20 protein-coding genes are annotated in these 23,668 nt (G+C 74.5%); 5 read left to right on the top strand and 15 right to left on the bottom strand.

Annotated features, from left to right (window positions below):
• Positions 1–26: 26 nt before the first annotated feature.
• Entirely contained in the window at positions 27–3,209 is a 3,183-nt protein-coding gene (locus AB0881_RS26000) for an ATP-dependent DNA helicase (RefSeq protein WP_366620792.1), read from the bottom strand.
• A gap of 474 nt (positions 3,210–3,683) precedes the next feature.
• On the opposite strand from AB0881_RS26000, the gene AB0881_RS25995 reads away from it, so the two are divergent.
• Both AB0881_RS25995 and AB0881_RS25990 read left to right on the top strand, forming a co-directional pair.
• Entirely contained in the window at positions 3,684–5,198 is a 1,515-nt protein-coding gene (locus AB0881_RS25995) for a hypothetical protein (protein ID WP_366620790.1), read from the top strand.
• Positions 5,195–6,637 carry an amidase gene (locus tag AB0881_RS25990; RefSeq protein WP_366620788.1) on the top strand — a complete coding sequence of 481 codons (1,443 nt, stop codon included), beginning with the start codon at positions 5,195–5,197 and terminating at the stop codon, positions 6,635–6,637. The genes AB0881_RS25995 and AB0881_RS25990 overlap by 4 nt, the downstream gene beginning before the upstream one ends.
• An 85-nt stretch (positions 6,638–6,722) precedes the next feature.
• On the opposite strand, the gene AB0881_RS25985 is transcribed toward AB0881_RS25990, so the two are convergent.
• From AB0881_RS25985 to AB0881_RS25975, 3 genes are all read right to left on the bottom strand, one after another.
• On the bottom strand, positions 6,723–6,896 hold the full coding sequence (locus AB0881_RS25985) for a DUF5670 family protein (protein WP_366620786.1): 174 nt from the start codon (positions 6,894–6,896) through the stop codon (positions 6,723–6,725).
• A 128-nt stretch (positions 6,897–7,024) separates the two neighbouring features.
• Positions 7,025–8,227, bottom strand: coding sequence for a phospholipase D-like domain-containing protein (locus AB0881_RS25980; protein ID WP_366620784.1), 1,203 nt, complete (start codon positions 8,225–8,227; stop codon positions 7,025–7,027).
• A gap of 136 nt (positions 8,228–8,363) precedes the next feature.
• A complete protein-coding gene (locus AB0881_RS25975) occupies positions 8,364–8,825 on the bottom strand; it encodes a heme-binding protein (protein WP_366620782.1) in 462 nt (153 codons plus the stop codon).
• A gap of 211 nt (positions 8,826–9,036) precedes the next feature.
• Here AB0881_RS25975 and AB0881_RS25970 point away from each other — a divergent pair, with 211 nt between their 5' ends.
• Positions 9,037–10,818 carry a helix-turn-helix domain-containing protein gene (locus AB0881_RS25970; RefSeq protein WP_366620780.1) on the top strand — a complete coding sequence of 594 codons (1,782 nt, stop codon included), beginning with the start codon at positions 9,037–9,039 and terminating at the stop codon, positions 10,816–10,818.
• Between the two features lie 12 nt (positions 10,819–10,830).
• On the opposite strand, the gene AB0881_RS25965 is transcribed toward AB0881_RS25970, so the two are convergent.
• From AB0881_RS25965 to AB0881_RS25930, 8 genes are all read right to left on the bottom strand, one after another.
• Positions 10,831–12,198 carry an MFS transporter gene (locus AB0881_RS25965; RefSeq protein ID WP_366620778.1) on the bottom strand — a complete coding sequence of 456 codons (1,368 nt, stop codon included), beginning with the start codon at positions 12,196–12,198 and terminating at the stop codon, positions 10,831–10,833.
• Positions 12,185–12,541, bottom strand: coding sequence for a Rieske 2Fe-2S domain-containing protein (locus AB0881_RS25960; protein WP_366620776.1), 357 nt, complete (start codon positions 12,539–12,541; stop codon positions 12,185–12,187). The genes AB0881_RS25965 and AB0881_RS25960 overlap by 14 nt, the downstream gene beginning before the upstream one ends.
• Before the next feature lie 27 nt (positions 12,542–12,568).
• Positions 12,569–13,828 (bottom strand): FAD-dependent oxidoreductase, encoded by a 1,260-nt coding sequence (locus tag AB0881_RS25955; protein ID WP_366620774.1) that lies wholly within the window; start codon positions 13,826–13,828, stop codon positions 12,569–12,571.
• Entirely contained in the window at positions 13,828–14,184 is a 357-nt protein-coding gene (locus tag AB0881_RS25950) for a Rieske 2Fe-2S domain-containing protein (RefSeq protein WP_366620772.1), read from the bottom strand. Before AB0881_RS25950 ends, AB0881_RS25955 begins: the two co-directional genes overlap by 1 nt.
• Before the next feature lie 73 nt (positions 14,185–14,257).
• Positions 14,258–14,977 (bottom strand): iron-containing redox enzyme family protein, encoded by a 720-nt coding sequence (locus AB0881_RS25945; RefSeq protein ID WP_366620770.1) that lies wholly within the window; start codon positions 14,975–14,977, stop codon positions 14,258–14,260.
• A gap of 116 nt (positions 14,978–15,093) precedes the next feature.
• A complete protein-coding gene (locus AB0881_RS25940; protein ID WP_366620769.1) occupies positions 15,094–16,560 on the bottom strand; it encodes an aldehyde dehydrogenase family protein in 1,467 nt (488 codons plus the stop codon).
• A gap of 2 nt (positions 16,561–16,562) precedes the next feature.
• A complete protein-coding gene (locus AB0881_RS25935) occupies positions 16,563–17,021 on the bottom strand; it encodes a RidA family protein (protein ID WP_366620767.1) in 459 nt (152 codons plus the stop codon).
• Positions 17,014–18,657 (bottom strand): gamma-glutamyltransferase, encoded by a 1,644-nt coding sequence (locus tag AB0881_RS25930; RefSeq protein ID WP_366620765.1) that lies wholly within the window; start codon positions 18,655–18,657, stop codon positions 17,014–17,016. Before AB0881_RS25930 ends, AB0881_RS25935 begins: the two co-directional genes overlap by 8 nt.
• 273 nt (positions 18,658–18,930) lie before the next feature.
• Between AB0881_RS25930 and AB0881_RS25925 the strand changes: the two genes are divergently transcribed.
• Both AB0881_RS25925 and AB0881_RS25920 read left to right on the top strand, forming a co-directional pair.
• Positions 18,931–20,568 (top strand): hypothetical protein, encoded by a 1,638-nt coding sequence (locus AB0881_RS25925; RefSeq protein WP_366620763.1) that lies wholly within the window; start codon positions 18,931–18,933, stop codon positions 20,566–20,568.
• A gap of 8 nt (positions 20,569–20,576) precedes the next feature.
• Complete coding sequence (locus AB0881_RS25920) at positions 20,577–21,299, top strand: YoaK family protein (RefSeq protein WP_366620761.1); 723 nt, start codon at positions 20,577–20,579, stop codon at positions 21,297–21,299.
• 60 nt (positions 21,300–21,359) lie between these two features.
• On the opposite strand, the gene AB0881_RS25915 is transcribed toward AB0881_RS25920, so the two are convergent.
• The 3 genes from AB0881_RS25915 to AB0881_RS25905 are packed head-to-tail and all read right to left on the bottom strand — an operon-like array spanning position 21,360 to position 23,642.
• On the bottom strand, positions 21,360–21,665 hold the full coding sequence (locus AB0881_RS25915) for an MGMT family protein (RefSeq protein ID WP_366620760.1): 306 nt from the start codon (positions 21,663–21,665) through the stop codon (positions 21,360–21,362).
• Positions 21,649–22,908 carry a S8 family serine peptidase gene (locus tag AB0881_RS25910; protein WP_366620758.1) on the bottom strand — a complete coding sequence of 420 codons (1,260 nt, stop codon included), beginning with the start codon at positions 22,906–22,908 and terminating at the stop codon, positions 21,649–21,651. The genes AB0881_RS25915 and AB0881_RS25910 overlap by 17 nt, the downstream gene beginning before the upstream one ends.
• Positions 22,902–23,642 carry a hypothetical protein gene (locus AB0881_RS25905; RefSeq protein WP_366620756.1) on the bottom strand — a complete coding sequence of 247 codons (741 nt, stop codon included), beginning with the start codon at positions 23,640–23,642 and terminating at the stop codon, positions 22,902–22,904. The genes AB0881_RS25910 and AB0881_RS25905 overlap by 7 nt, the downstream gene beginning before the upstream one ends.
• Between the last annotated feature and the right edge of the window lie 26 nt (positions 23,643–23,668).

The raw sequence follows: 23,668 nt of genomic DNA, 5'->3' as shown, positions 1-23,668 counted from the left end.
CCGCGAAGCTCTCAAGAACAGGGCTGTCACGGCCCCACCTGGCCCCCTTCGTCATGGACCGGGCAGCAGGACCGTACGGGGCAGGTCCGACACTTGTCATTGGCCCGGGCCTGGAAGACCTCCCCGGCCATCCCGGTCGCGACGATCTCGACCAGCTTCTTCGGCCACTCGGGATCGGGGTCGTCGGCGGGCGGCGGCTGCTCCTGCTCGCGCGCCTTCGCGGTGAACGCGGCCTTGCCGACCTGGATCAGCTTGGCGCCGCCCGGCTCGATCAGGCCGTGCCGCTCGAACGCGCCCAGCATCACCGCGTACTGGTAGACGCCCAGCTGCGGGTGGCGGGCCAGGTCGTCCTTCGGCACGGCCGTCGTGGAGGTCTTGATGTCGATGATGACGGCGCGGCCGTCGGCGTCCCGCTCGGCGCGGTCGATGCGCCCCTTGATGACGACGCGGCCGAGGTCGACCTTGAACGACTCCTCCAGCGCCACGACGTCGTTGGGGTTGTCGCGGTGCCAGCCGAGGAACTTGTCGACCATCCTCGCGGCCTGCTCGCGCTGCTTCTCCGAGTACCAGGAGGAGCGGAACTCCAGGTCGTTCCACACGTCGTCGAGCCGCTTGGCGAGATCGACCTCGTCGACCCCGTCGTCGGCGCCGGCCATCTCGGCCACCGCGTGGATGACCTTGCCCATCGTGCTGAACTCGTTGGGGCCGCCCTCCTGCGCGCCGACCGCCGAGGCCAGCAGCCAGCGCAGCCCGCAGGTGGTGAACGCCTCCACCTGCGACGGCGAGATCGTGATCTGCTCGTCCTCGGCGAACGCGGGCCCGGCGTCGGACAGCGCGGTGATCGCGTACCAGTTCTCGGGACGGGCGCCGCGCACGCCGGCGCGGGCCAGCCGGGCGAGGTGCCCGGCGGCGGCGCGGCGCATCGGCTCCGGCCGGGCCGGGTCGGCGACCACCGAGCGCAGGTCGGCGACCAGCGCGGGCAGCGACAGCCAGCGGGTCTTCTCGTCCAGCTGGGACTGCTCGATCGCGCCGGGCAGCAGCTCGTTCAGGAACCGGGACGGGCGCTCCTCGGAGTCGTCGCCGCCGACCGCCGTGACGACCAGGCGGCGCCGGGCGCGGGTGACGGCGACGTAGAAGAGGCGGCGCTCCTCGTCCATCATCTTGGCCGCCATGGACGCCGCGGACGCCGCGGCGGCCCCGGCCGCGCCGGCGGCGGCCCTCCGGCCGGGGTCGTTCGGGTGCGGCTCGCGCTCCAGCTCGCTGCCCGCCGCCAGCTCGACCAGCTCCTCCACGCCGAGCAGCGAGCCGCGCAGCCGCAGGTCGGGCCACACGCCCTCCTGGACGCCCGCGACGACGACCACGTCCCACTCCAGGCCCTTGGACCGGTGCGCGGTCAGGATCCGCACCGCCTCGCCCTGCGGCGCCTTGTCGGCGAGCGTGTCGCCGGCGATCTCCTGCGAGGAGATCGTGTCGACGAACAGCTCCGGGCCGGCCTGCGGCAGCCGGTCCACGAACCGCGCGGCGTGGTCGAACAGCGCGACCACCGCGTCCAGGTCGCGGTCCGCCGACGCGCCGCGCGTCCCGCCCCGGACGCTCTGCTCCAGCAGCACCTCGGCCTGGCCGCTCTCGCGCCACACGTCCCACAGGACGTCCTCGGCGGTGCCGCCCCTGGCCTGGGCCTCGCGGGCGATCTGCACGAGCTTCGCGACCCGTTCGGCCGGCGCGCGCACCTTCTCGTGGACGAGGAGCAGCTCGCGCGGGTCGTCGATCGCCGCGACGAGCAGCTCGCTCAGCGACCGGCTCCCGCCCGACAGGTCCTCCAGGTCGCGCAGCGCCCGCTTGAGCCGCCGCATGCCGAGCGCGTCGGCGCCGCCGAGCGGGCCGGTCAGCAGGTCCTCGGCGACCAGCTCGTCCAGGAACTCCTTCTTGAGCGCGGCGCGCAGCAGGACCAGGATCGGCCGGACGGCGGGCTCGGCGATCAGCGGCACCTCGTCGCCCGCCACGACCACCGGCACGCCCGCCTGCGCGAGCGCGCGGCGCAGCGCCGGGACCTGCCGCACGGCGCTGCGGACCAGCACCGCCATCCGCGACCACGGCACCCCGTCCAGCAGGTGGGCGCGGCGCAGCTCGTCGGCGACCAGCGCGGCCTCCTGGCTCTCGGAGTCGGCGATCACCGCCCGCACCTCTTCGGGGACCTCGGCGCTCTCGGAGCCGGCCGGCTGCACTGGACGCAGCGCGCGGTGCTCGGCGGCCAGCACGCCCGCCGGGAGCCGGCGCGCGATCCGCCGGGACGCCTCCAGGATCTCCGGGCCCATCCGGCGGCAGTCCTGGAGCGCGACCACCGGCGCCGGGTCGCCGTCCAGGGTCGGGAAGCGCTGCGGGAATTCCAGGATCCCGCGCACGTCGGCGCCCCGGAACCCGTAGATGGACTGGTCGGGGTCGCCCACGACGACCAGGTCGCGGCCCTCCCCCGCCAGGCCCCGCAGCAGCGCCTCCTGCGCCGGGTCGGTGTCCTGGTACTCGTCCACGAACACCACGTCGTAGGCGTCGCGCTCGCGGACCAGCACCTCCTCGTCCATGAGCATCCCGGCGGCCACGCGGATGATGTCGGTGTAGTCGTAGGTCGCGACGGGGTCCACGGCGAAGCGGTCGGCGTAGCGGTCCATGAAGCGGCCGATGGCCGTCCAGTCGTCGCGCCCCCGCATGCGGCCGAGGGCGACCAGCTCCTCCGCCAGCAGGTCGCGCTCGGCGGCGCGCAGCGTGAAGTCGCGCAGCTCCTCGGCGAACCCGTGGGTCGCCAGGGCCGCGCGCAGCCGCTCGGGCCACTCCCGCGCGCCGTCGGCCAGCTCGCCCTCCAGGAGCCGCCGCACCTCCAGCAGCTGCTCGGGGCCCGACAGCAGGCGCGGCGGGGGCTCCTCGTTCAGGACGGCGTCGCGGCGCAGCATCGCGTACGCGTAGCCGTGGAACGTCAGCGCCAGCGGCGTGCGCGTCGTGCGGCGCAGCCGGCCGGTGATCCGCTCGCGCAGCTCGCCCGCGGCCTTGCGGCCGAACGTGAGCACCAGCACCCGCTCGGGGTCGGTGCCGCGGTTCTCGATGCGGTCGACCACCGCCTCGACGATCGTGGTGGTCTTCCCGGTCCCCGGGCCGGCCAGCACCAGCAGCGGCCCGCCCGCATGCTCGACGACCCGCCGCTGCCGCTCGTCGAGCACCGGCGGGACCGCACGCGCGGGACCCGCGCGGCGCACGAGGCGATAGGAGGCTGGAGGCACAACATTTCATTGGAGCAGATCAACGGGCCTGCTCTGACCACATCGCCCGCATGTCGCGGATGAGACTCCGGAACCGGCCACGCACCGTGCACGCGCCGTGACGGCCCCGTGCGGACGCGGTGAGGGACACCTTGGGGACGCGAAGGGGACGCGGTGGGGACGCCGCCCGGACCGCCGCCATATACCAACCGGACACGCAGCGTCATCCGGCACCCTGCACAAAACGCCGGCCCGCCGGGTGTGCGCTTTTCTCATTGTCGGTCGAAAAACCATCCGCCAGAGTCACTGGCACCCGTATGAATATCCCCGGAACGACCGTAACAGCCGCGCAATCCGCATTTAACAAAAGCCTAGCAGTCTCCCGCAGGCCCCCTTTTCTCCGGCCCGCCCCTCCCCGCGATGGATGGTGACGCGTTGTCCACTGCCCACTGGATCTACCTGCTCGGCCTCGCCGCCCTGATCGCCACCGTGGTGGCGAAGCGAAACGTGATCGCGCTGGCCGTCGTGGCCACCTTCGCCACCGGCGTCGCGTACGGGGGCGGCGTCGTCACCGGCCTGGGCGCGATCTTCAACGGCGCGATCGTCGCCACCCGCGAACTGCTGCCGATCTTCATCATCATCGCGCTGGTCACCGCCATGCTCGGGGCGATGCGGGCGGTCGGCGCGGACGCCCTGATGATCCGCCCGCTGCGGGGCCTGTTCCGCAACGGGCATGTCGCGTACGCCGTCCTCGCGGTGGTGACGTATCTGCTGTCGATGTCGTTCTGGCCCACCCCGGTGCTGCCGCTGATCGCCGCGATCCTGCTGCCCGCCGCCGTGAAGGCCGGGCTGGCCCCGTTCGGGGCGGCGCTGGCGATCGCCATCACCGGCCAGGGCATGGCGCTGAGCTCGGACTACATCATGGGCGTCGCCCCGGGCCTGTCCGCCGAGGGCGCGAACGTCCCGGCCTCGCTCATCGCCGACCGCGCGCTGGTCATCTCGCTGATCGCCGGCGTGGTCGCGCTCGCGGTCGCGTACCTGCGCGACGTCCGCACCAAGATGCTCGACCCGATGGCCGCCGCCGCGATCAGGCTGCCGGTCACGGAGACGGCGACCGCGCAGGCCGGCACCCGTTTGGAACGTGCCGAAGGCGGCGGCGGCGCGAAGCCGGGCGGCGGCGGTGGCACCGCCACGCTCACCGCCACGGGCGGCGCCGGCCCGGAGCCCGCCGAGCCGGTCCCGTCCGCGCGGGCGCGGATCGTCGCGGTCGCCGTACCGGCCGTCTTCGCGCTGCTGCTCGTGTTCATGCTGCTGGGCCGCTTCACCTCGCTCGTGCCGAACATCGACGACGGCGCGGGCGCCCCGCTGGTCGGCGGCACCGCCGCGCTCGCCCTGGTGGTGATCGCCCTCGTCGCGAACCGCAGGGGCCGGCTGGAGGACATCGGCGGCCACTTCACCGAGGGCATCGCGTTCGCGTTCCGCACGATGGGCATGGTCATCCCCGTCGCGGGCTTCGTGTACGTGGGCCTGTCCGACTACTCCGGCGAGATCCTCGGCCTCCCGGACGGCGCCAAGGCGCCCGGCTTCCTGCTGGACGCCATCGCGAACGTCCGGCCGCACATCCCGGAGGTCCCGGTCTTCGCCTCGTTCGCGATGCTGCTGATCGGGATGGTGATCGGCCTCGACGGCAACGGCTGGCCCGGCCTGCCGTTCACCGGCTCGCTGGCCGGCTCGCTGGGCGACGGCTCGGGCGCCGACGTGGCCACGCTGGCCGCGATCGCCCAGAACGGCGCCAGCTGGACCGGCGGCGGCACCCTGGTCATCTGGTCGTCGCTGATCGTCGTCGCCGGCCTGACCGGCGTCTCCGTCATCGACCTGGCCCGCCGCCTGTTCATCCCCGTCGTCACCGGCCTGGTCGTGGCGACCGCGATCGCGACGGTGCTGCTGTGACGCCGGGGTCCGGCGCGCGGCCGGCAGTGTACGACCCCGCGGGCGGCGCGCTCACCGTCGTCGGCACGGCCGAGCTGGTCAGGAAGGGCGCGCTCGGCGCGCGGGAGGTGGTCGAGGACGCGCTGGAACGGATCGCGCGGCTGGATCCCGCGCTGGGCGCGTTCGTGCACGTGGACGCCGAGGGCGCGGTCCGGCGGGCGCGGGAGGTGGACGGGAAGGTCGCGCGCGGGGACGATCCGGGGCCGCTGGCGGGGGTCCCGCTCGGGGTGAAGGAGCTGCACGCGGTGGCCGGATGGCCGTTCGCGATGGGGAGCGCCCTGCACGCGGAACGGGTCGCGCGGCACACGTCCACGCTGGTGGCGCGGGCCGTGGCGGCGGGTGCGGTGCCGGTCGGGCTGACGGCGTCGCCGGAGTTCGGGCGGGCATCGTTCACGGCGTCGCGGCTGCACGGCGTCACCCGGAACCCGTGGAACCCGGCGCTCACACCCGGCGGGTCCAGCGGCGGGTCCGCGGCGGCGGTCGCGGCCGGGATGGTGCCCGTCGCGACCGGCACGGACGGGGCCGGGTCGCTGCGGATCCCGGCCTCGTACTGCGGGCTCGTCGGCTTCAAGGGGACGTACGGGCGCGTCCCGCGCGGGCCGTACCACTGGGGCACGGCCGAGAACGACCACTACGGCGTGCTCACGCGGACGGTGCGGGACACCGCGCGCTACCTGGACTGCGTGTGCGGGGCCGACGAGTACGACCGGTCCTCGCTGCCCGCGCCGGCCGAGCCGTTCGAGTCCGCGCTGGCGGCCCTCCTGGACGCGGGCGCCCTGCGCGGGCTGCGCGTCGCGTGGGCGCCGGACCTCGGGAACGCGCCGTGCGATCCCGAGGTGGCCGCCGTGGTCGGCGCGGTGGCGGAGAAGTTCGCCGCGGAGGCGGGCGTGCGGCGGGTGGACGCAGGACTGCGGCTGGAGGCGGCGTGCGGTGCCGCGTTCCGGACGCTGTCGGTCGCGGACGTGCACGCCGAGCTGCGGGAGGCGGCCGGCCGGCTCGGGGACGTGCACCCGACCGTGCGCCGGTACGGGGACGCGGCGGCGGCGCTGGACGCGGACGCGCTGGTGGACGCCCACCAGGCGCGGGCGCGGCTGGTGGCGGAGCTGGCCGGGGCGTTCGAGCGGTTCGACCTGCTGCTGACTCCCGCCACGCAGGTTCCGGCGTTCGCGGCGGAAGGGCCGATGCCGACCGAGATCGCCGGGCGGGCGGTGGACCACTGGGGCGCGCTGGCGGTGACGTTCCCGTTCAACCTGTCGGGGCATCCGGCGGTGTCCGTGCCGGCCGGTACGGCGGGCGGCGCGCCGGTGGGGCTGCAGATCGTCGGGCGGCGCCACCAGGACGCGACGGTGCTGGCCGCGGCGGCGGCCGTGGAGGCGCTGGGCGCGGCACCCGGCCGCTGAGGAGAGGCGCCACCGCGCCCCGTCCCCGCGAGAGGGAGGGGCGCGGTGGCGTTCCCTTTTCCGGGCGCGCGTGGCCGCGATATCGCTACCAGCGGTACCAGCGGCCGCGCTTTCCGCTCGGGCCGGTGCTGCGCGTGACGAATCCCAGCAGCCACAGCACGAGCACGATTCCGGCGATAATCCAGAGGATCTTCACCGCGAATCCGGCACCGAACAGGAGCAGCACCAGGAGCAGGACGAGAATCATCAACCAGGGCATCTCATTTCCTCTCTTCCTCCTCGGCCCCCGGTCTCCCCGCAGGTGGCGGACTCATGCGAGGCAAAGATCACGGTTCGGACTCGGTGCGCACGGCGAATGTCCGGAGACTTTCCGTGAGGCGATCCAGATCACAGGAAGCGGCGGATCGGGGCGATGGAGAGTTCCGCGGCGCGCTGGACGCGGGAGCGCCTCTTCCAGCGCCATTCCACGATCTCCTCGCTGCGACGGAGGTCCTCGTCGAAATGGCCGTCCAGCGCGCGGGTGAAATCGCGGTCGACGGCCGCGAGCATGATCTCCTCATCGTGGTCCATGGACCGGCGGTTGAAGTTCGTGGAGCCGACGAGCGACACGATCCCGTCGGCGGTGAGGACCTTGGTGTGCAGCATCGTCGGCTGGTACTGCCAGATCCGCACCCCCTCGGCCAGCAGGGACTCGTAGTGCCGCTGGCCGCCCAGCAGCGAGACGCGCTTGTCGATGTGCGGGCCGGGCAGCAGGATCTCGACCTCGACGCCGCGGCGGGCGGTCCGCCGCAGCAGGCCGGTGAAGTAGTCGTCGGGGGCGAAGTAGGCCGTGGAGAGGCGGACGCGCCGCTCCGCCGACTCCAGCACGACGCGCGTCAGCGTCTGCATGTCCTGCCAGCCGATGCTGGCCGATCCGCGCACGACCTGCACGATCGCGTCGCCGGCCGGCTCGTGCGCGGTGAACCGGTCGCGCTCGTCGAACAGCTCGTCATGGCACTCGGCCCAGCCCTGCGCGAACCCGGCCGCGACGCCGTCCACCGCGGGCCCGCGGACCTCGACGTGGGTGTCGCGCCACTCGGTCTCGTCGCGGGCGTCGCCGCACCACTCCTCGGCGATGCCGACGCCGCCGGTGAACGCGACGCTCTCGTCCACGACGAGCACCTTGCGGTGGCAGCGGTGGTTCTGCTTGAACGGCGAGTGGCGCAGCGGCTTGCGGAACCACGCGACGGTGACCCCGCTGCGGCTCATCTCCTCCAGCAGGTCCTTCTCGATGGGGTGGCTGCCGATCCCGTCCAGGAGGAGCCGCACCCGGACCCCGGCGCGGGCCCGGTCGCAGAGCGCCGCGGAGAACCGGCGCGCGATGTCGCCGCGCCAGTAGACGTAGGTCATCATGTCGATGGTGCGCTCGGCGGCGGCGATGGCGTCCAGCATCACGGGGAAGATCTCGTCCCCGTTGCGCAGCGGGACCAGGGCGTTGCCCTCGGTCGCCGCGATCCCGATGAGCCGCTCCAGGCGGCGGCGGACGCGCTGCTCGGCGGGCGTGTCGGCGGCCGTCCCCACGCTCGGGGACGCCGATCGGTAGGCGGTCATGACGCTCCAGGGTCCGGCGGCCCGGCCGGGCCGATATGTCCGGATATCGGCTACCCCGCCTCGGGCCGCCCATGCGCCGCCCGCCCCGCCCCGGTCCGGCCACCGGGCCGGGCACGGGCCGCCGGCCCCCTTCACCTCATCCGGCCGGACGGGACGCGCTCTTCGCGATCTTCTCGTCGAAGGCGCGCAGCGCCGCGGCGCCCACCGCCTTGTCCTGCTCGCCGTTGCCGCCGCTGACGCCGACCGCGCCGATGACCTGGCCCTCGTACACGATCGGGAAGCCGCCGACGAAGATCGCGAACTTGCCCGGGTGCATCTGGTTGATGCCGAACGCCTCGTTGCCGGGCAGGGCGGGGCCGTTCGGCGGCTCGTTGAACTTGTGGGTGTCGCGCTGGTGCCCGGCGGCGGTGAACGCCTTGGCGATCGCGATCTCCACGCCGGTGAGCCGGGCGCCGGTCATCCGGTGCAGCGCGATCGGGTGCGCGCCGTCGTCGGCGATGCAGATCGTCTCCTTGACGCCGATCCGCTCCGCCTCCTCCTCGGCCGCCCTGAGCAGCACGAGGGCGTCCTCCAGGGTCAGCCGGTGAACGGTCTGCATTATCGACTCCTTCCGAAAATTCCTCGAAATGGAAAATGTGCATTCGAGGTATTGCCCGACACGTCGCGCCGCCGCAGAATGGGGATGCGGATTTAAGGATTCCCTGCCTCGTTCCGCCCGCCCGCTCCCCGGCCACGGCAGCAAGTCTCCGGGACCCCACCGGACCGGACTATGTACACTCTGCCGAACCAGAGGGACGGGATGTGGGCACATGGCACATCAGCACGCTGACGTCGTCACCGCCGGCCAGGACGGCCGGATCAGCGTCGGGGCCCTGCTGGCCGAGCCGCTGCTGCGCGGCAGCCTGGTCGCCGGCGCGGCGGGCCTCGACCGCCCGGTCTCCTGGTGCCTGCCGCTGTCGGAGACCCGCCGGTACGCCGAGGAGGGCGTGGGCGCGCCCGACCTCGGCTGCATCGCCATCCACCTGCCCGCGACCAAGCTGGCCGCCGCCGAGGAGGCGGGCGCGCTGATCCTGGAGCTGGCCCGGCGCGGCGCCGCGGCGCTGCTGGCCTGGCAGCCGCCGGGCACCCGGTCGGACCTGAAGGCCGCGGCGCGCGCGGCGGACCGGGCCGGCGTCCCGCTGCTGGACCTGCGCGAGGAGGCCGACTACCGGGCGGTGAGCCGGCTCGTCGGGCAGAAGGCGCTGGCGCAGACCTCGCACGTCCTGGAGTACGGGGCGCGCGTGCACCGCGCGCTGGGCGACGTCCTCGCGCAGGGCTCCGGCATCCCCGCGATGGCGCACGCGATCGCCAACCTCGCCCGCTGCCCGGTGCTGATCCAGGACGACGAGGGCGAGCGGCTGGCGTGGGCCGAGCCGCCGGACGGCACGGCCACCGACCCCGACGCGCTCGCGGTGGCGCTGCCGCCCATGCCGGCGCGCGCGGAGTCCCCGTGGCCGGTGGTCGCGGACCTGCCGGTGGCGTCCGGCGGGCAGCCGGAGGAGCTGGACCTCGACCTCGGCGGCGACTCCGCGGGCGAGCCGGTCCGGGTGCTGGTCACGCCGATCATCGTGGGCGGCGAGCCGTACGGGCGGCTGGTGATGGCCGAGCGGGCGTACCCGCCGGACGAGCACGACCTGGCCCAGCACCGGGTGATCGCCGAGCACGGCGCGACGCTGACCGGCTCGGAGATGCTGCGGCAGCGGTCGGTGCGGGCCGCCGAGGAGCGCGCCCGCGGCGACTTCGTGGAGGCGCTGGTGCACGGCCGGTTCGCCGACCCGTACGAGCTGGGCGCCCGCGCCCGCCACCACGGCTTCGACGTGGACGGGCACTTCGCGGTGCACGTGGTCGCGGCCGCGTCGCTGCTCCCGGTCGGCCGCGACTACCTGCGGCTGAAGCTGACCGCCACCCGGATCGCGCAGGCGATGGACCCGGACGGGATCACGCTGACCGCCGCGATCGGCTCCACCATCGTCGTCATCCGGCAGCTCGCGTCCTGCGGCGATCCGCTCCAGGAGCGGCAGGAGGCCGCCCGCTTCGCGCAGCGGCTCCGGCGGCGGCTCCTGCAGCCGCTCGGGGACGATCTGCGCGTCACGTACGGGCGTCCCGGCGAGGGCGCGGCGGGCGTCGCGACGAGCTACTACGAGGCGCGGCTGGCGATGGGGCTGGCCTGGCACACCGGGGCGGAGCCGGTGTGCGGGTACGACGACCTGCGCGTGTTCGCGGCGCTGAAGGAGGTCGCGGGGAGCGCGGAGGGCCGGTCGTTCGCGGCGGAGACGCTCGCGCCGCTGCGGCAGGCGGGCGGCGGCGACCTGGAGCCGATCGTGCTGGCGTACATCAAGGCCGCCGGCAACCTGAACGCGGCGGCCCGCTCGCTCAACCTGCACCGCAACACGATGCTCTACAAGCTGGACCGCGCCTCGCGCGCGCTGCGGATGGACGTCCGCACGGCGGAGGCGCAGTTCATGTTCTGGCTGGCACACCACATCGAGACGCTCAGCTCGGTGACGCACACGCTGGCCGACGAGCTGGCCCCGCCCGCCGAGCCGCGCTAGGCGGCAGGGCGGTCAGGACGCGGGGTCGGGGCCCGCGAAGGAGGAGAGCAGGCCGAGCGCGGCGATCGCCGCGCAGCCCGCGAAGACGGTGCCGAACGCGGGCCCGGCGTCCAGGACGGCGGCGACCCACGCGGCGCCGAGGGCGGAGCCGCCGAAGCGCAGCAGGTTGAACAGGCCGAGCCCGGCCCCGTACCGCCCGGCCCCGGAGCGCGTCGCGCCCGTCGCGGCCGGGGTCTGCACGAGGGCCACGCCCGCGCCGGTCAGGAACATCGCGGCGAGCAGCCCGGGGACGCCGCCGCCGTACCCGACAAGGACGGCCGCCACCAGCGACTGCCCGGCCACCAGCAGGAGCAGCCCGCACCGCAGTACGGGCCGCGCCCCGAGCCGTTCCATGAGCACGCCGACGATCGGCGCCAGCACCGACATCGCGATCGGCAGCAACAGCAGCAGCGCGCCCGCCATGAGGGTCTCGGCGTGCTTCTGCGTCGTGAGGTAGAGGGGGACGCCCAGCAGCGTCGCGCCCAGGCAGAACATCTGCGCCAGCACGGTCAGGCACGACCTCAGGTAGCGCGTCTCCAGCAGCAGCCGGGGCGGCAGGAACGCGTCGGGGCGGCCCCGTTCGATCGCGATGAACGCGCCGGCCGCCGCGACGCCGGCGAGCGCCGACAGCCACACGACCGGCGACCCGGGGCCGAGCGGCGCGACGGCGGAGGCGGCGCCGAGGCCGAGCCCGGCGGCCAGCGTGAGCAGGACCGCGCCGCGCCATTCGAGCGGCACGGCGCGCGGCCGGTCGCGCGGGACCAGCCGCAGCGCGACGATCGCGGCGGCCACGCCCAGCGGCAGCATCGGCCAGAAGACCGAGCGCCAGCCGAACCAGGTCGCCAGCCCGCCGCCGAGCGTGGGCCCGGCGGCCTGGCCGATGCCGTTCGCGGCGGCCCAGAGGCCCAGCGCCCGGCCGCGCCGCCCGCCCTCGAACAGGACGGAGATCAGCGACATGACGGTCGGCAGCATCGCCGCCGTCGCCGCGCCCTGGACGGCGCGCAGCACCGCCAGCGCGGCCAGGTCGGGGGCCAGCGCCGCGCCGGCGGAGGCGGCGCCGAGCAGCGCCATCGCGGCGGCGAACACGCGGCGGTGGCCGTACCGGTCGCCGAGCCAGCCGGACACCGGCAGCAGCACCGCGAACGTGACGGTGAACGCGATGACCAGCAGCGACCCGGCCGAGACCGGGACGCCGAGGTCGTCGAGGATGAGGCTCAGCGGCACGTTCACGATCGTGTTGGCGAGCGTGCCGGTGAACGTGCCGAGCAGCAGCGGGACGAGCGCCACCCAGTTCCCGCGGCCCCCGTCCCCGCCGTCCTCGCCCTGGTTACTGCCCGACACGCCGCCGCCGCCGGGGCCCGGGCTGCTCGACGCCCGGCGGGATCGCCACGAAGATCTGCCCGTCCTCCTCCTTCACCGGGTAGACGTCGATCGGCCGGGTTGCGGGCGGGGTGATCGGCTCGCCGTCGGCGAAGTCGAACACGCTGCCGTGGCACGAGCACAGCAGCCCGTCCTCGGTGACCTTCCCGGACGACAGCAGGCAGTCCAGGTGGGTGCAGTAGTTCGACATCGCGTGCACCTCGCCGTCCCAGCGGGCGACGGCCACCTCGGCCTCCCCGATGAAGAAGCGGCGGACCACCCCGTCGGGCACCTGGCCCGAACGGGCCACGTACTGGAACTCCATCCGATGCTCCTCAGCTCGGCAGGTCGGTCAGGTCAGCAGGTCGGTCAGGTCGGCGTCCTCGTCGCGCAGGACGTCCGGGTCCGGGGCGGCGCGGGCGGCGACCAGCTCGCGGGCGGCGGCGACGTCGCCGCCGCGGTCCATGCCGAACGCCGCCCGCAGGACGCCGCCGGCCAGGTAGAACGCGGTGAAGTCGAAGTCCTCGATCCGGCCGCGCACGACGAGCCGGTCGGCGCCGCCCGCGTACCCGGTGTACTGGAGGTTCCGGTCGAACTGGTCGGACCAGAACCACGGCGAGGCGGCGTGCGCGGCCGGCTTCCCGGCGATGGCCTTGGCCGCGGCCATGCCCTGCGCGTTGGCGTTGTCGAAGTGCTCGGCGCGGATGCGGCGGCCGAAGACGGGGTGGTGGAAGCTGGTCACGTCGCCGGCGGCGTACACGCCCTCCTGGCTCGTGCGGCAGAACTCGTCCACCGCGATCCCGCCGTCCGGGGCCAGCTCCAGCCCGGCGGCGGGCTCGGTGTTGGGCACCATGCCCGCGCCGACCACGACGAGGTCGCCCTCGATCGTCGCGCCGCCGCTGGTGGTGACCACGGCGGCGGACCCGGTCTCGCGGTACGACTCGACCTTCTCGCCCGTCCGCAGGTCCACTCCCGCACCGCGGTGGAGGGCGGCGAGGGTGTCGCCCATCAGCTCGCCGAGCACGGCGCCGAGCGGCTGCCCGGCCTGCTCGACCACGGTGACCTCGGCGCCCAGCCCGCGCGCGGTGGAGGCGATCTCGGAGCCGATGAACCCGGCGCCGATGACGATCACCCGGGCGTCGGGCCGCAGCTCGGCGCGCAGCCGGTCGGCGTCGGCCAGGGTGCGCAGGTAGCGGACGCGGTCGCCCTCGACGCCGGGCAGGCGCCGCGGCCGCCCGCCGGTCGCGACCAGCACGGCCCCGGCGGTCACCGTGGAGCCGTCCGCCAGCTCCACGGCGCGGTCGGCGGCGCGGATCGCGGTGACGCGGGTGCCGAGCCGCAGCTCGACGCCGTTCTTCGCGCACCAGGCCGGGGTGAGCAGGCACAGCTCGTCGCGCTCCTGCTCGCCGGTCAGGTACTCCTTGGACAGCGGCGGGCGCTGGTACGGGGCCTCGGTCTCCTCCCCGAACAGGGTGATCGGGCCCTGGAAGCCGCGGCGGCGCAGCGTGCGGGCGGCGACGGCGGCGGTCTGCCCGGCGCCCGCGACGGCGACCGATTCCGGCACGGGCTGGAAGGCGGGCTGGGATGGCGGCTGGGATGCGGGCTCGGGCATCACGACTCCTGCTCGTTCGACGTGCCGCCGGCGGTCAGCACGCGCGGGCGCGGATCGACGTACACGACGCCGTCCTCGACCCGCACCGCGTACGCGGGCTGGCACTCCTCGCGGTCCTCGATCTCCCCGGTGGCCGGGTCGATCTTCCACTGGTGGCCGGGGCAGATCACCCGGCCGTACAGGAGCGTCCCCTTGGTCAGCCGGCGCTCCTTGTGCACGCACACGTCGTCGAGCGCGTACACGTCGTCGCCCACCAGGAACAGCGCGATCTCCCGCCCGGCGACGGTGACGGCCAGCCGCCTGCGGCGGCGCACGTCCGCCAGGGAGGCGGCCTCCACCCAGTGCTCCGTCGTCATGTCCCTCTCCTCGTTCTTCTGGGACCGGCGGGCGGCGGCGGGTACGGTCCCGCCGCCGCCCGCGCGGGTCTCGTCAGGCCGGGGAACCGACCAGGTCGGGCTTGACGTAGGTGTCGTACAGGCCCTGGGTGTAGGAGAAGCGCATCTCCGCGCCCCACCGGCACAGCTGGAGGCAGCGCTGCTGGAGCTGCGGGGTGTCGGCGTGGTCGAGCACGATCTGGTAGCCGCGCTCGCCGTGCACCACGTCCGAGGTGATGTGCAGGTCGAAGAACTCGATCTCGTCCTCGGTGAAGCCGTACACCTCGCGGAGCGGCACGATCTGCTTCTTGTAGATGCTCGGCACCTGCGACTCCAGGCCGACGACCAGCGCGGCGGTGGCGACGACGAAGTGCTCGCGCATCGCGACCGAGTAGCACCAGGCCTGGAGGCCGCGGGTGATGGCGTTCATGTTGGACGGGTCCTCGACCCGCTCCCGGGTCGTGCCGCACGCCTCCGCGAACTTGATGAGGAGGTCGGTGTGCCGGATGTCGGCCAGCTCCTCCTCGTACATGTTCTGGAGGGTGAAGTCCTTGGCCCCGGTGAACTCGTCGGGGGTGTTGGCGTAGACGTGGGCCAGGTAGTCGGCGAACGGGCCCACGTAGTGGTAGTGGTTCTCCGCCCAGCGGGCGAAGTGCTCGCGCTTGAGCTCGCCGTTCGCCCACGCGAGGCTGAATGACGCGTTCTTCGCCTCCCGCCCCTTGATGGCATTCTGGAGTGCGGTCCGGAATTCATCCTTGGAGAGCAGTTCCGCCATTTTCCGGCTCCTTTCTTTGGTCTCAAGCTAAGAGGGGCCCGTACGGTCCGGCCATGGCCGGTCAGCACACGCCTCGCACCGTTCGGTGTGCACTGTGCAGCACCCGGGCGCCGAGGTCAGGGGGTGATGTAGACGCTCTTCTCCTGCGTGTAGAAGAGCATCATCGAGTCGCCCGCCTGCTCCTTGAACGTCTGCGTGCTGGATTCCTTGAGCCCGCCGAACGGCACGGTCATCGCCATTCCGCTGGTCGGCTGGTTGATCTTGACGAGGCCGCTGCGGACGCGGCGCGCGAACGCGAGCGCGCGGTCCAGGTCGCGGGTGACGATCCCGGCGGACAGGCCGTACTCGGTGTCGTCGGCCAGCGCGATCGCCTCGTCCAGGTCGCCGGCGCTCTGGAACGCCAGCACCGGCCCGAAGATCTCCTCGCGGGCGATCCGGTCGGCGGCCGAGACGCCGGCGAAGACCGCCGGGGTGACGAAGTACCCGGCCTCGTCCTCCAGGCGGCGGCCGCCGGTGAGGAGCTTGGCGCCCTCCTCCTCGCCGATCCGCACGTACTCCAGGACCTTCTCCAGCTGGAAGTCGGCGGCGAGCGGGCCCATGTCCACGCCCTCGTGCAGGCCGTTGCCGACCGTGCGGGACTCGGCGAGCCGGACGACCCGTTCCAGCAGCGCGTCGTGGACCGCCTCGTGCGCGATGACGCGGCTGGTGCCGGTGCACGCCTGGCCGCTCAGCCCGTACGCGCCCTTGGCGATGATCTGCGCGGCGCGGTCGAGGTCGGCGTCCTCAAGGACGATCACCGCGTTCTTGCCGCCCATCTCCAGCTGGCAGCGCCGGGACGGCCCCACGGACGCGTGGATCCTCCGACCGGCCGCGGTCGAGCCGGTGAACGTGATCGCGCCCGCGCGCGGGTCGGCGGCCAGCGCCGCGCCCGGCTCGGCGCCGCCCTGCACCAGCGCGATCGCCGCCGGCGGCAGCCCGCCCGCCAGGAGCGCCTCGACGAGCCGCTGCGCCAGCAGCGGGGTCACCGGGGACGGCTTGAAGACGACGCCGTTCCCGGCGGCGAGCGCGGGGCCGAGCTTGCGGGACGGGATGTTCAGCGGGAAGTTCCACGGCGTGATGGCGCCGACCACCCCGACCGGCTCGCGGCGCGTGTAGACGAGGCCGCCGTCGTCGGCGGGGTAGCTCGTCCCGGTGATGCGCAGGGCCTCAGCGGCGTAGAAGCGGAGGTTCTTGGGGGTACGGCCGGTCTCGATGGCCGCCTCGGCGCGGGTCTTGCCCTCCTCGCGGACGAGTTCGACCGTGAGCTCGTCCCGCCGCGCCTCCAGCCAGTCCGCGGCCTTCTCCAGGACGGCGGCGCGGCGCTCGGCGGGGGCCGCGGTCCACTCGGCGGCGCCCTCCGCCACCCCGGCGACCGCGGCGGCCATGTCCGCGGCCGACGAGTCCGGGAACGTTCCGATGAGGTCGCCGCGGTCGGCCGGGTTGCGGCGCTCGAAGGTGCGCCCGCCGGCGGCCGGCGCCCACTCCCCCGCGATGAGGTTGAGTCCGGTGTGCTGCTGTCCGGTGTGCTGCTGTCCGGTCGGCATGGTCAGCGGTCCTCCTGGGCTGTTGCGAGGGCGGTCAGTTCCACTTCGACGGGGGCGCCCCCGGGGAGCGCCCGCACGCCGATGGCGCTGCGGGCCGGGAGCCGCGCGTCCGGGGTCAGGCCGGCGAGCGCGGCGGAGGCGCCGTCGGCGACGGCCGACAGTTCGGTGACGCCGTCGGCGCAGGCGACGTAGACGGTCATCCGGAGCCAGGTCCGGACGCGCTCCACGCCGCCGGCGGCCGCGGCGACGGCGGCGACCGCGTTCCGGGCGGCCAGGCCGGCGGCACGGTGCGCGGCGGCGGCGTCCACCTCGCGGCCGACGAGCCCGGTCACGGTCAGCACGCCGTCGCGGCGCGGCGTCATGCCGGCACTGGTGACGAGGCTCAGGCCGGGGGCGTACGGCGCGATGACGGCGGGCACGTACGCGCCCTGCGGCCGCGGCGCTTCAGGGAGGTCAGACACTGAGGGCCACTCCGTCCTGGCGCGGGTCGGCGGCGCCGAGCAGCGCGCCCGTCGCTCCGTCGACCGAGATGATCTGGGCGCTGCCGCCCGCTCCCCACGCAGACTGGACGGTCACCGCGTGCCCCAGGTCGCGCAGCGCCTCGATGCGCGCCGTGCCGATGCGGGACTCGACCCGCAGCTCCGGCGGCTGCCCGAGCACGTCGGCGTCGCTGCCGGGGTGGACGGTGAAGCGCGGCGCGGCCACCGCCGCCGCCGGGTCGAGGCCGTGGTCCAGCAGGTGGGAGAGCAGCTGCGTGTTCCACTGCACCTGGCCGTCGCCGCCGGGGGTGTTGCCGACGTGCCGGAGCCGCCCGGCCGCGTCGGTGACGAGCCAGGCGTTGAGGGTGTGCAGCGGGCGGCGGCGCGGCCGGACCTCGTTGGGGTGGCCGTCGATCAGGTACGCGCCGCGGCCGAGCCGGTTGTTGAGGACGACGCCGGTGCCGGGCACGGTGATCCGGGCGCCGAACGTGAACGCCAGCGAGTGGATCAGGCTCACCGCCATGCCGTCGCCGTCCACCACGACCATCGACGTCGTGTCGCCGTCCACCGGGACGGCCGGTACGGCGGGGTCCGGGAGGTCGCCCGCGGCGAGGCGGGCGCGGGCGGCGGCGATCGCGTCCGGGGCCAGCAGGCCCGCCCAGTGGTCGTTGTCGGCGCCGCAGCCCGCGTACCGGTCGGCGAACGCCAGCCGCGCCGCGCCCGCCGCGAGGTGCACGGCCTCGGCCGACATCCACGGCCGCTCCGCGAGGAGCCCGTCGTTCAGGCCCGCCTGCTGGAGCACCATCCAGCCGGGCGTGGGCGGCGGCGTCTGGTGGACGGTCGCGCCCTGGTAGCGGCCGGTGATGCTGGCACCGACCAGCGGTTCGCCGGTCGCGGCCCACTCGTCCCCGCTGAACGGGGCGCCCGCGGCGGCCAGGGCGGACACGGCCCGTTCGGCGAGCCCGCCCGAGTAGAAGGAGGCGGGGCGGGCGGCCAGGCGGCGCAGCGTGGCCGCGAGGTCGGCCTGCGGCAGCGGCGTCCCCACCGCCGGAACGTTCCCGCCGGGGAGGTAGACGGCGGCCGTACCCGGGTCGCGGGACAGCGCGTCGCGGCGTTCGAGGATGTCCTCGCGCGTCTTGTACGTGCAGGGCATGCCGCGTTCGGCGGCCGCGGCGGCCGGCTCCCAGAGGCGCGGCAGGTCCCATGTCGCCGCGCCGGCGTGCAGCGCCGCCAGCGCTGCGACCGCGCCCGGCACGGCGACCGCCAGCGGCCCCTCCAGCGGTACGGCGGACAGGCCGCGACCGTCCCGGTAGAAGCCCGGCTCGCCGCCGTCCGGCCCGAAACCGCTGCCGCCGTACGAGACGACCGTCCCGTCCGGCCGGTGCAGCAGGACGAACGCGTCGCCGCCCACCCCGCACTGGCCCGGCAGCGCGAGCCACGACATCGCGGCCATGGCGAGCGCCGCGTCCGCGGCGTTCCCGCCCGCCTCCAGGACGGCGATCCCGGCGCGGCTGACCGCCGGATGGCTGGAGGAGACCATCCCGCCGGTCCCGACGGTCGGCCCGCGCCCCTGGCAGCCGAGCTCCGCGAGGAGGGATGCTGCTGAATCTGCTGGCATGCCCCAAGTGTCAGGGCCGCCGCCGCGGCTCCGACATGGACGCAATGCCGAAGATCGGAGGTGATCCTTGGGCAGTGCGCACATCCGGCGCCGTACCGGGTGCCGTCACCCGAACCTTGGGCCGGTCACCCTGCACGATGCACAAAACGACCACGTCCCGGCTGTGCACGTTCCTCATTGTTCACCCGCGAGGGATCCAGCAGATTCTCTGCATCCACCCCGTCCACACGTTTGCTCGACTCGTCCCCCCGGGGTCGACAAGGAGGTGGTGGCGTGCAGATAGGCGCCGCACACTGGGTCTTCCTGTCCGGGATCGTGGTCATCATCGCGGCCATGATCGCTCGCAAGAACGTCGTGATCCCCGCGATCGCGGCCACCTTCCTCACCGCGCTGGCCTTCGACGGCAGCCCCGTCCGGGCGCTCCAGTCCGTCTTCAACGCCAGCCTCACGGCGGCCGCCGAGCTGTTCAACATCTTCCTGATCATCGCGCTGGTGACCGCGCTGCTCGGCGCGCTGCGCGGGCTCGGCGCCGACCGCCGGATGGTCGAGCCGTTCCGGCACGTGATGCGCAGCGGCCACTCGGCGTTCTGGGTGATCGCCGGGATGACGTACCTGATCAGCCTGTTCTTCTGGCCGACGCCCGCGGTGCCGCTGATCGGCGCCATCCTGCTGCCGGCCGCGATCACCGCCGGGCTGCGCCCGATCGCCGCCGCGATGGCGATGGCGATCGCCGGCCAGGGCATGGCGCTGTCCAGCGACTACGTCATCCAGGTCGCGCCCGGCCTGTCGGCCAAGGCCGCGGGCGTCGGCACCACCGAGGTGGCCGACCGCGCCATGGTGCTGTCCCTGATCACCGGCGGCGTCGCGCTCTTCGTCGGCTACCTGATGAACCGGCGCGAGATGCGCGCCCCCGACGTCCAGCACCTGGTCGCCTGGGAGAACGGCACGGAGGAGACGGTCGTCCGGGCCCGCCGCCGGTTCCTGTCCATCCGGCGCGCGCCCGCCGAGCCGGTGGCCGTCCCCGCCGGGGGCGGCGGCGCGGCGGGCGGCACCACCGTGATCGACAAGGGGCCGCCGCGCCGGGACGCGATGACCGAGCGGGCGCTCGCCGGCGGCGCGGGCACCGGCACGGACGCCTCGGACGGCGCGGACGGCGAGGGCGGCCCGGACGGTGAGGGCGGCGCGGTTCCCGGGGAGAACTGCGTGCGGCGCTCCAAGGCGTTCGCGGTCATCGTCCCGCTGACGCTGGCCGGGCTGGTCGTCTACATGCTGCTCGGCAAGTTCACCGGGCTCGTCCCGGAGGTCGTCGGCGGCGACGCGGCGGCCCTGGTCGGCGGCGTCACCGTGCTGCTGCTGATCGCGGCGGCACTGTCGCTGGACGGCCCGCGCTGCCTGGACACCTGCGCCGACCACATCGTGGACGGCCTGGTCTTCTCGGTGAAGGCGATGGGCGTCGTGATCCCCATCGCCGGCTTCTTCTTCCTGGGCAACGCCGACTTCGCCGGGAAGATCATGTCGCTGGGCGACGGCGCCACGGCGCCCGGCTTCCTGTTCGACCTGGTCACCAAGATCCAGGGGGCGATCCCCGACAGCGGGCTCATCGTCGGCTTCGGGCTGCTGCTGATCGGTGTGATCACCGGCCTGGACGGCTCCGGCTTCTCCGGGCTGCCGCTGACCGGCTCGCTGGCCGGCACCCTCGGCCCCGCCTCCGGCACCGACCCGGCGCTGCTGGCCGCGATCGGGCAGATGGGCTCGGTGTGGGCGGGCGGCGGCGTGCTGATCGCCTGGTCGTCGCTGCTGGCCGTGGCCGGGTTCGCCCGCGTCCCCGTGCTGGAGCTGGTCCGCCGCTCGTTCGTGCCCGTCGTCGCCGGCCTCGTCGTCTCGACGCTGGTCGGCATCGCGATCTTCTGAGGAGCCCGTTGACCACCGCAACCGAACCGGCCCGGTCCCCGGAGGAGACCGGGCCGGTCCCGTCCCCCGCCCCCCGCCGCGTCCGGATCGCCCTCCTGGTGGCGCTGACCTTCGGCGCCGGCGTCATCGACATCGTCGGCTTCCTGGGCATGCACCAGGTCTTCACCGCCAACATGACCGGCAACATCGTGCTGTTCGGCATGGCCGCCGGCGAGGGCGACGGCGCCGAACTGGCCCGCTGCGGCGTGGCCACGCTCGCGTTCGCGCTCGGCCTGCTGCTCGGCTTCCGGCTCGCCGGCCGCGGCGACCCGGCCCGGCTGTGGCCGCCCGCCGTCACCCGCGCGCTGGCCGCCGACCTCGTCCTGCAGCTCGTCTTCTTGGCGGGCTGGGCGGCGACCGGAGCCCGCCCCGAGGGCGCCATGCTGCTCGGGCTCATCGCGCTGTCGTCGGCCGCCATGGGCGTGCAGACCGCCGCCGCGCGCACGCTCGCCGCCGACGGCATCACCACCACGTTCGTGACCGGGACGCTCACCTCGATGATGGGCTCGTTCGCGATCGGCTCCGCCGCCTCCGCCGGCCTGCGCACCGCCGTCATCGGCGGCCTGGCCGCCGGCGCCGCGGCGGGCGGCGCGCTGATGCACTCCGCTCCCCTCGCGGCCGCCGCCCTCGGCCCGGTCATCGTCGCCCTGGTGATCGCGGCCGCGTTCCCGCTGCACCGACGTCCCGCCTAGCTGGGGTCCCGCCTAGCTGGGGTCCCGCCTAGCTGGGGTCCCGCCTAGCTGGGGTCCCGCCTAGCGGCCGTCCCAGCGGGCGCGGCGCATGTCGACGCGGCGCCCGTCGGGACGCAGCGGCGTCCCCTCGACCCGGTACTCCTCCAGCGCCCGCACCTCAAGGCCGTCCGGCGGGCGCCCGTCCGCGCGGATCACCCGCCACCACGGGACGGCGCCGCCGTACAGCGACATCACCCGGCCGACCTGGCGCGGCCCGCCGCTCCCCACCAGCTCGGCCACGTCGCCGTACGCGAGGACGCGGCCGGGCGGGATCCGCTCGACCGCGTCCAGGACCGCTTCGGCGTAGTCGTCAGGCGCTGTCTGCACCCGCCGATTCTGGCGCCACCGGCCCGGCCTCCGCCACCTCGGGCACGGCGGGGAGCCGCCTCCACCGGCGCCGCCTCACCAGCATCCACCCGGCGAGCACGACCGCGGCGAGCCCGGCCAGCGTCAGCGCCCCGAAGCCTCCGAGCACGGCCGGGTCGTACGGGACGGCCCGGACCGTCCCGCGCCGCTCCCCGAAGTGCGCTCCGTCCTTCACCACGCCCACTTTGGCCGCCACGGGCGGGGCGGGCTTCCCCGACAGTTCGCGCGCCGCGTTGAGCGCCCCTACCGCGTTGACGTAACCGAATCCGAGGTCGGTGTCGTACCGCCCCTTGCCCTTGGGGTGCCGGGCCGACGAGGTGAGCGCCTGGACGACCTGCGCCGCGGTCAGCTCGGGATACCTCGCCCGGACGAGGGCGGCCGCCCCCGCCGCCCAGCTCATGGCGACCGGGTGGCCCCAGACCGTCCACAGCCGGTTGTCCGGCCCCGTCAGCGGCACCTTGAAGCCCGGCGCGGACAGGAGCACCGCCGTGGTCCCGCTGGTGAACCTCGCGGAGCGCCGCCCCTTCTCGTTGACAGCACCGACGCCGACCACGCCCGCCATCACGCCCGGGTAGGCGACCCGGTAGGTCTCTTGCACACCGGCGGCCGCAATGACCAGGGAGTCCTTGCTCTGGGCGTACGCGATCGCCGCCGGGAGCGAACCGCCCGGGCTGCCGCCGAAGGCGTGCCCGTTGAGCGAGTACGGCTCCACCGCGATGACCTGGGCCCCCTGGTCGACGGCGTAGCGTATCCCCTTGGCCAGGGTCACGTCCCACATGTCCCGGTTCGCCCACGCGCGGCCGCCCGGTTCCCGCGGCGTGGCGTAGACGCGGACAGGCAGCAGCGTGGCCGCCGAGGCCAGACCGCGCACGCCGAGCGGCGCGTCGGCGGTAGGGCCGCCGCCGACGATCAGCGAGGCGAGCAACGTCCCCAGCTCGCGCTTCGGCCGGGGCGTCCCCACAAAGTCGCGGCCCTTCTCCAGCGCCCCGTCCAGGGTGGCCACGCCGGGCGCCACACCGTCCGAGAGCAGCGCGATACGCACGCCCTTGCCACGGGTGATCCGGTGCGCCTCCATGAAATCTCCCGCGATCCGCGACAGCCAGGTGGGCGCGGCCGCGCGGGCCTCCGCGGGCGGCGCCAGCGGCTGGGCCAGGGCGAGGAGCAGAGCCGCCGCGGCGACTCCCGCGCAACGTCGCTTCAGCATCGGACACCCCGCCTCTCGCAGGCCGGCCCGTTAGCCCCGAACAGCCGCTCCACCTGCTGGAGGCCGTACCGCGCGAAGTGGAACGACTCGACGACCCGGCCCTTCTCGGGGGTGCCGCGGCCAGTGAGCCAGCCGCTGGAGCTGAAGAACACGTACGGGCTGTTGTCTGCGTTGAACCAGAACTCCTGCCGCAGGGAGTCGGTGTACGCCGCGGCGACCGTGCCCGCGAACGGCACCGTCCGCAGGCCCTCCCTGCCCTTGGCCCCACGGAAGCCGAGCATGGTGCTCAGCTCGCCGCCCGCCTTGGTGGCGCGAGCGGCGTCGGGCAGCACCGCGACGCCGAGGGTCGACGCGAGCGTCCGGCTGCCGTCGACATATGTGGCCCGCAGCGTGGTGCGGCACCCGTACTTGGCGAGGACGGCGGCGACCCTGGCGTCGAACGCGGCACCGCAGGAGGCCGGGGACGCGATCCCGACCCGGAGGGCGGTGTAGATGACCTCACCCCGCGAGATCCCGTCGGTGCGCTGGTCGACGCGCGCCGGGAAGATCTCCGACGCGGTGCGCATGCGCCAGCGGTCGGCGGCCTCGGCATCCGCGGCGGCGCGCTTCTCGGCCTCGGTGGGCTCGCGGGTGAGGTCGTGGACGATGGCGGACGCGCCGCCCGCGATGGCGGTCAGGCCGAGCAGCGCGGTGGCGATCACCGCGATGAGCGGGGGTTTCGGGGATGGGGACACGATGCCAGATCCAACTGGCAGCGTGT

The sequence above is a fragment of the Spirillospora sp. NPDC029432 genome (assembly GCF_040703975.1).
In the GTDB taxonomy this organism is placed as follows: Bacteria; Actinomycetota; Actinomycetes; order Streptosporangiales; family Streptosporangiaceae; genus Spirillospora.
Note: the sequence above shows the minus strand (reverse complement) of the source record. Positions and strands in the feature narration are given on the sequence as shown.

Bases quoted from the DNA above. Each gene is read 5' to 3' on its own strand.
- AB0881_RS25950 (WP_366620772.1), bottom strand. From the start codon at position 14,184: ATGACGACGGAGCACTGGGTGGAGGCCGCCTCCCTGGCGGACGTGCGC.
- AB0881_RS25970 (WP_366620780.1), top strand. From the start codon at position 9,037: ATGGCACATCAGCACGCTGACGTCGTCACCGCCGGCCAGGACGGCCGG.
- AB0881_RS25960 (WP_366620776.1), bottom strand. From the start codon at position 12,541: ATGGAGTTCCAGTACGTGGCCCGTTCGGGCCAGGTGCCCGACGGGGTG.
- AB0881_RS25985 (WP_366620786.1), bottom strand. From the start codon at position 6,896: ATGCCCTGGTTGATGATTCTCGTCCTGCTCCTGGTGCTGCTCCTGTTC.
- AB0881_RS25975 (WP_366620782.1), bottom strand. From the start codon at position 8,825: ATGCAGACCGTTCACCGGCTGACCCTGGAGGACGCCCTCGTGCTGCTC.
- AB0881_RS25955 (WP_366620774.1), bottom strand. From the start codon at position 13,828: ATGCCCGAGCCCGCATCCCAGCCGCCATCCCAGCCCGCCTTCCAGCCC.
- AB0881_RS25945 (WP_366620770.1), bottom strand. From the start codon at position 14,977: ATGGCGGAACTGCTCTCCAAGGATGAATTCCGGACCGCACTCCAGAAT.
- AB0881_RS25930 (WP_366620765.1), bottom strand. From the start codon at position 18,657: ATGCCAGCAGATTCAGCAGCATCCCTCCTCGCGGAGCTCGGCTGCCAG.
- AB0881_RS25910 (WP_366620758.1), bottom strand. From the start codon at position 22,908: ATGCTGAAGCGACGTTGCGCGGGAGTCGCCGCGGCGGCTCTGCTCCTC.
- AB0881_RS25940 (WP_366620769.1), bottom strand. From the start codon at position 16,560: ATGCCGACCGGACAGCAGCACACCGGACAGCAGCACACCGGACTCAAC.
- AB0881_RS25980 (WP_366620784.1), bottom strand. From the start codon at position 8,227: ATGACCGCCTACCGATCGGCGTCCCCGAGCGTGGGGACGGCCGCCGAC.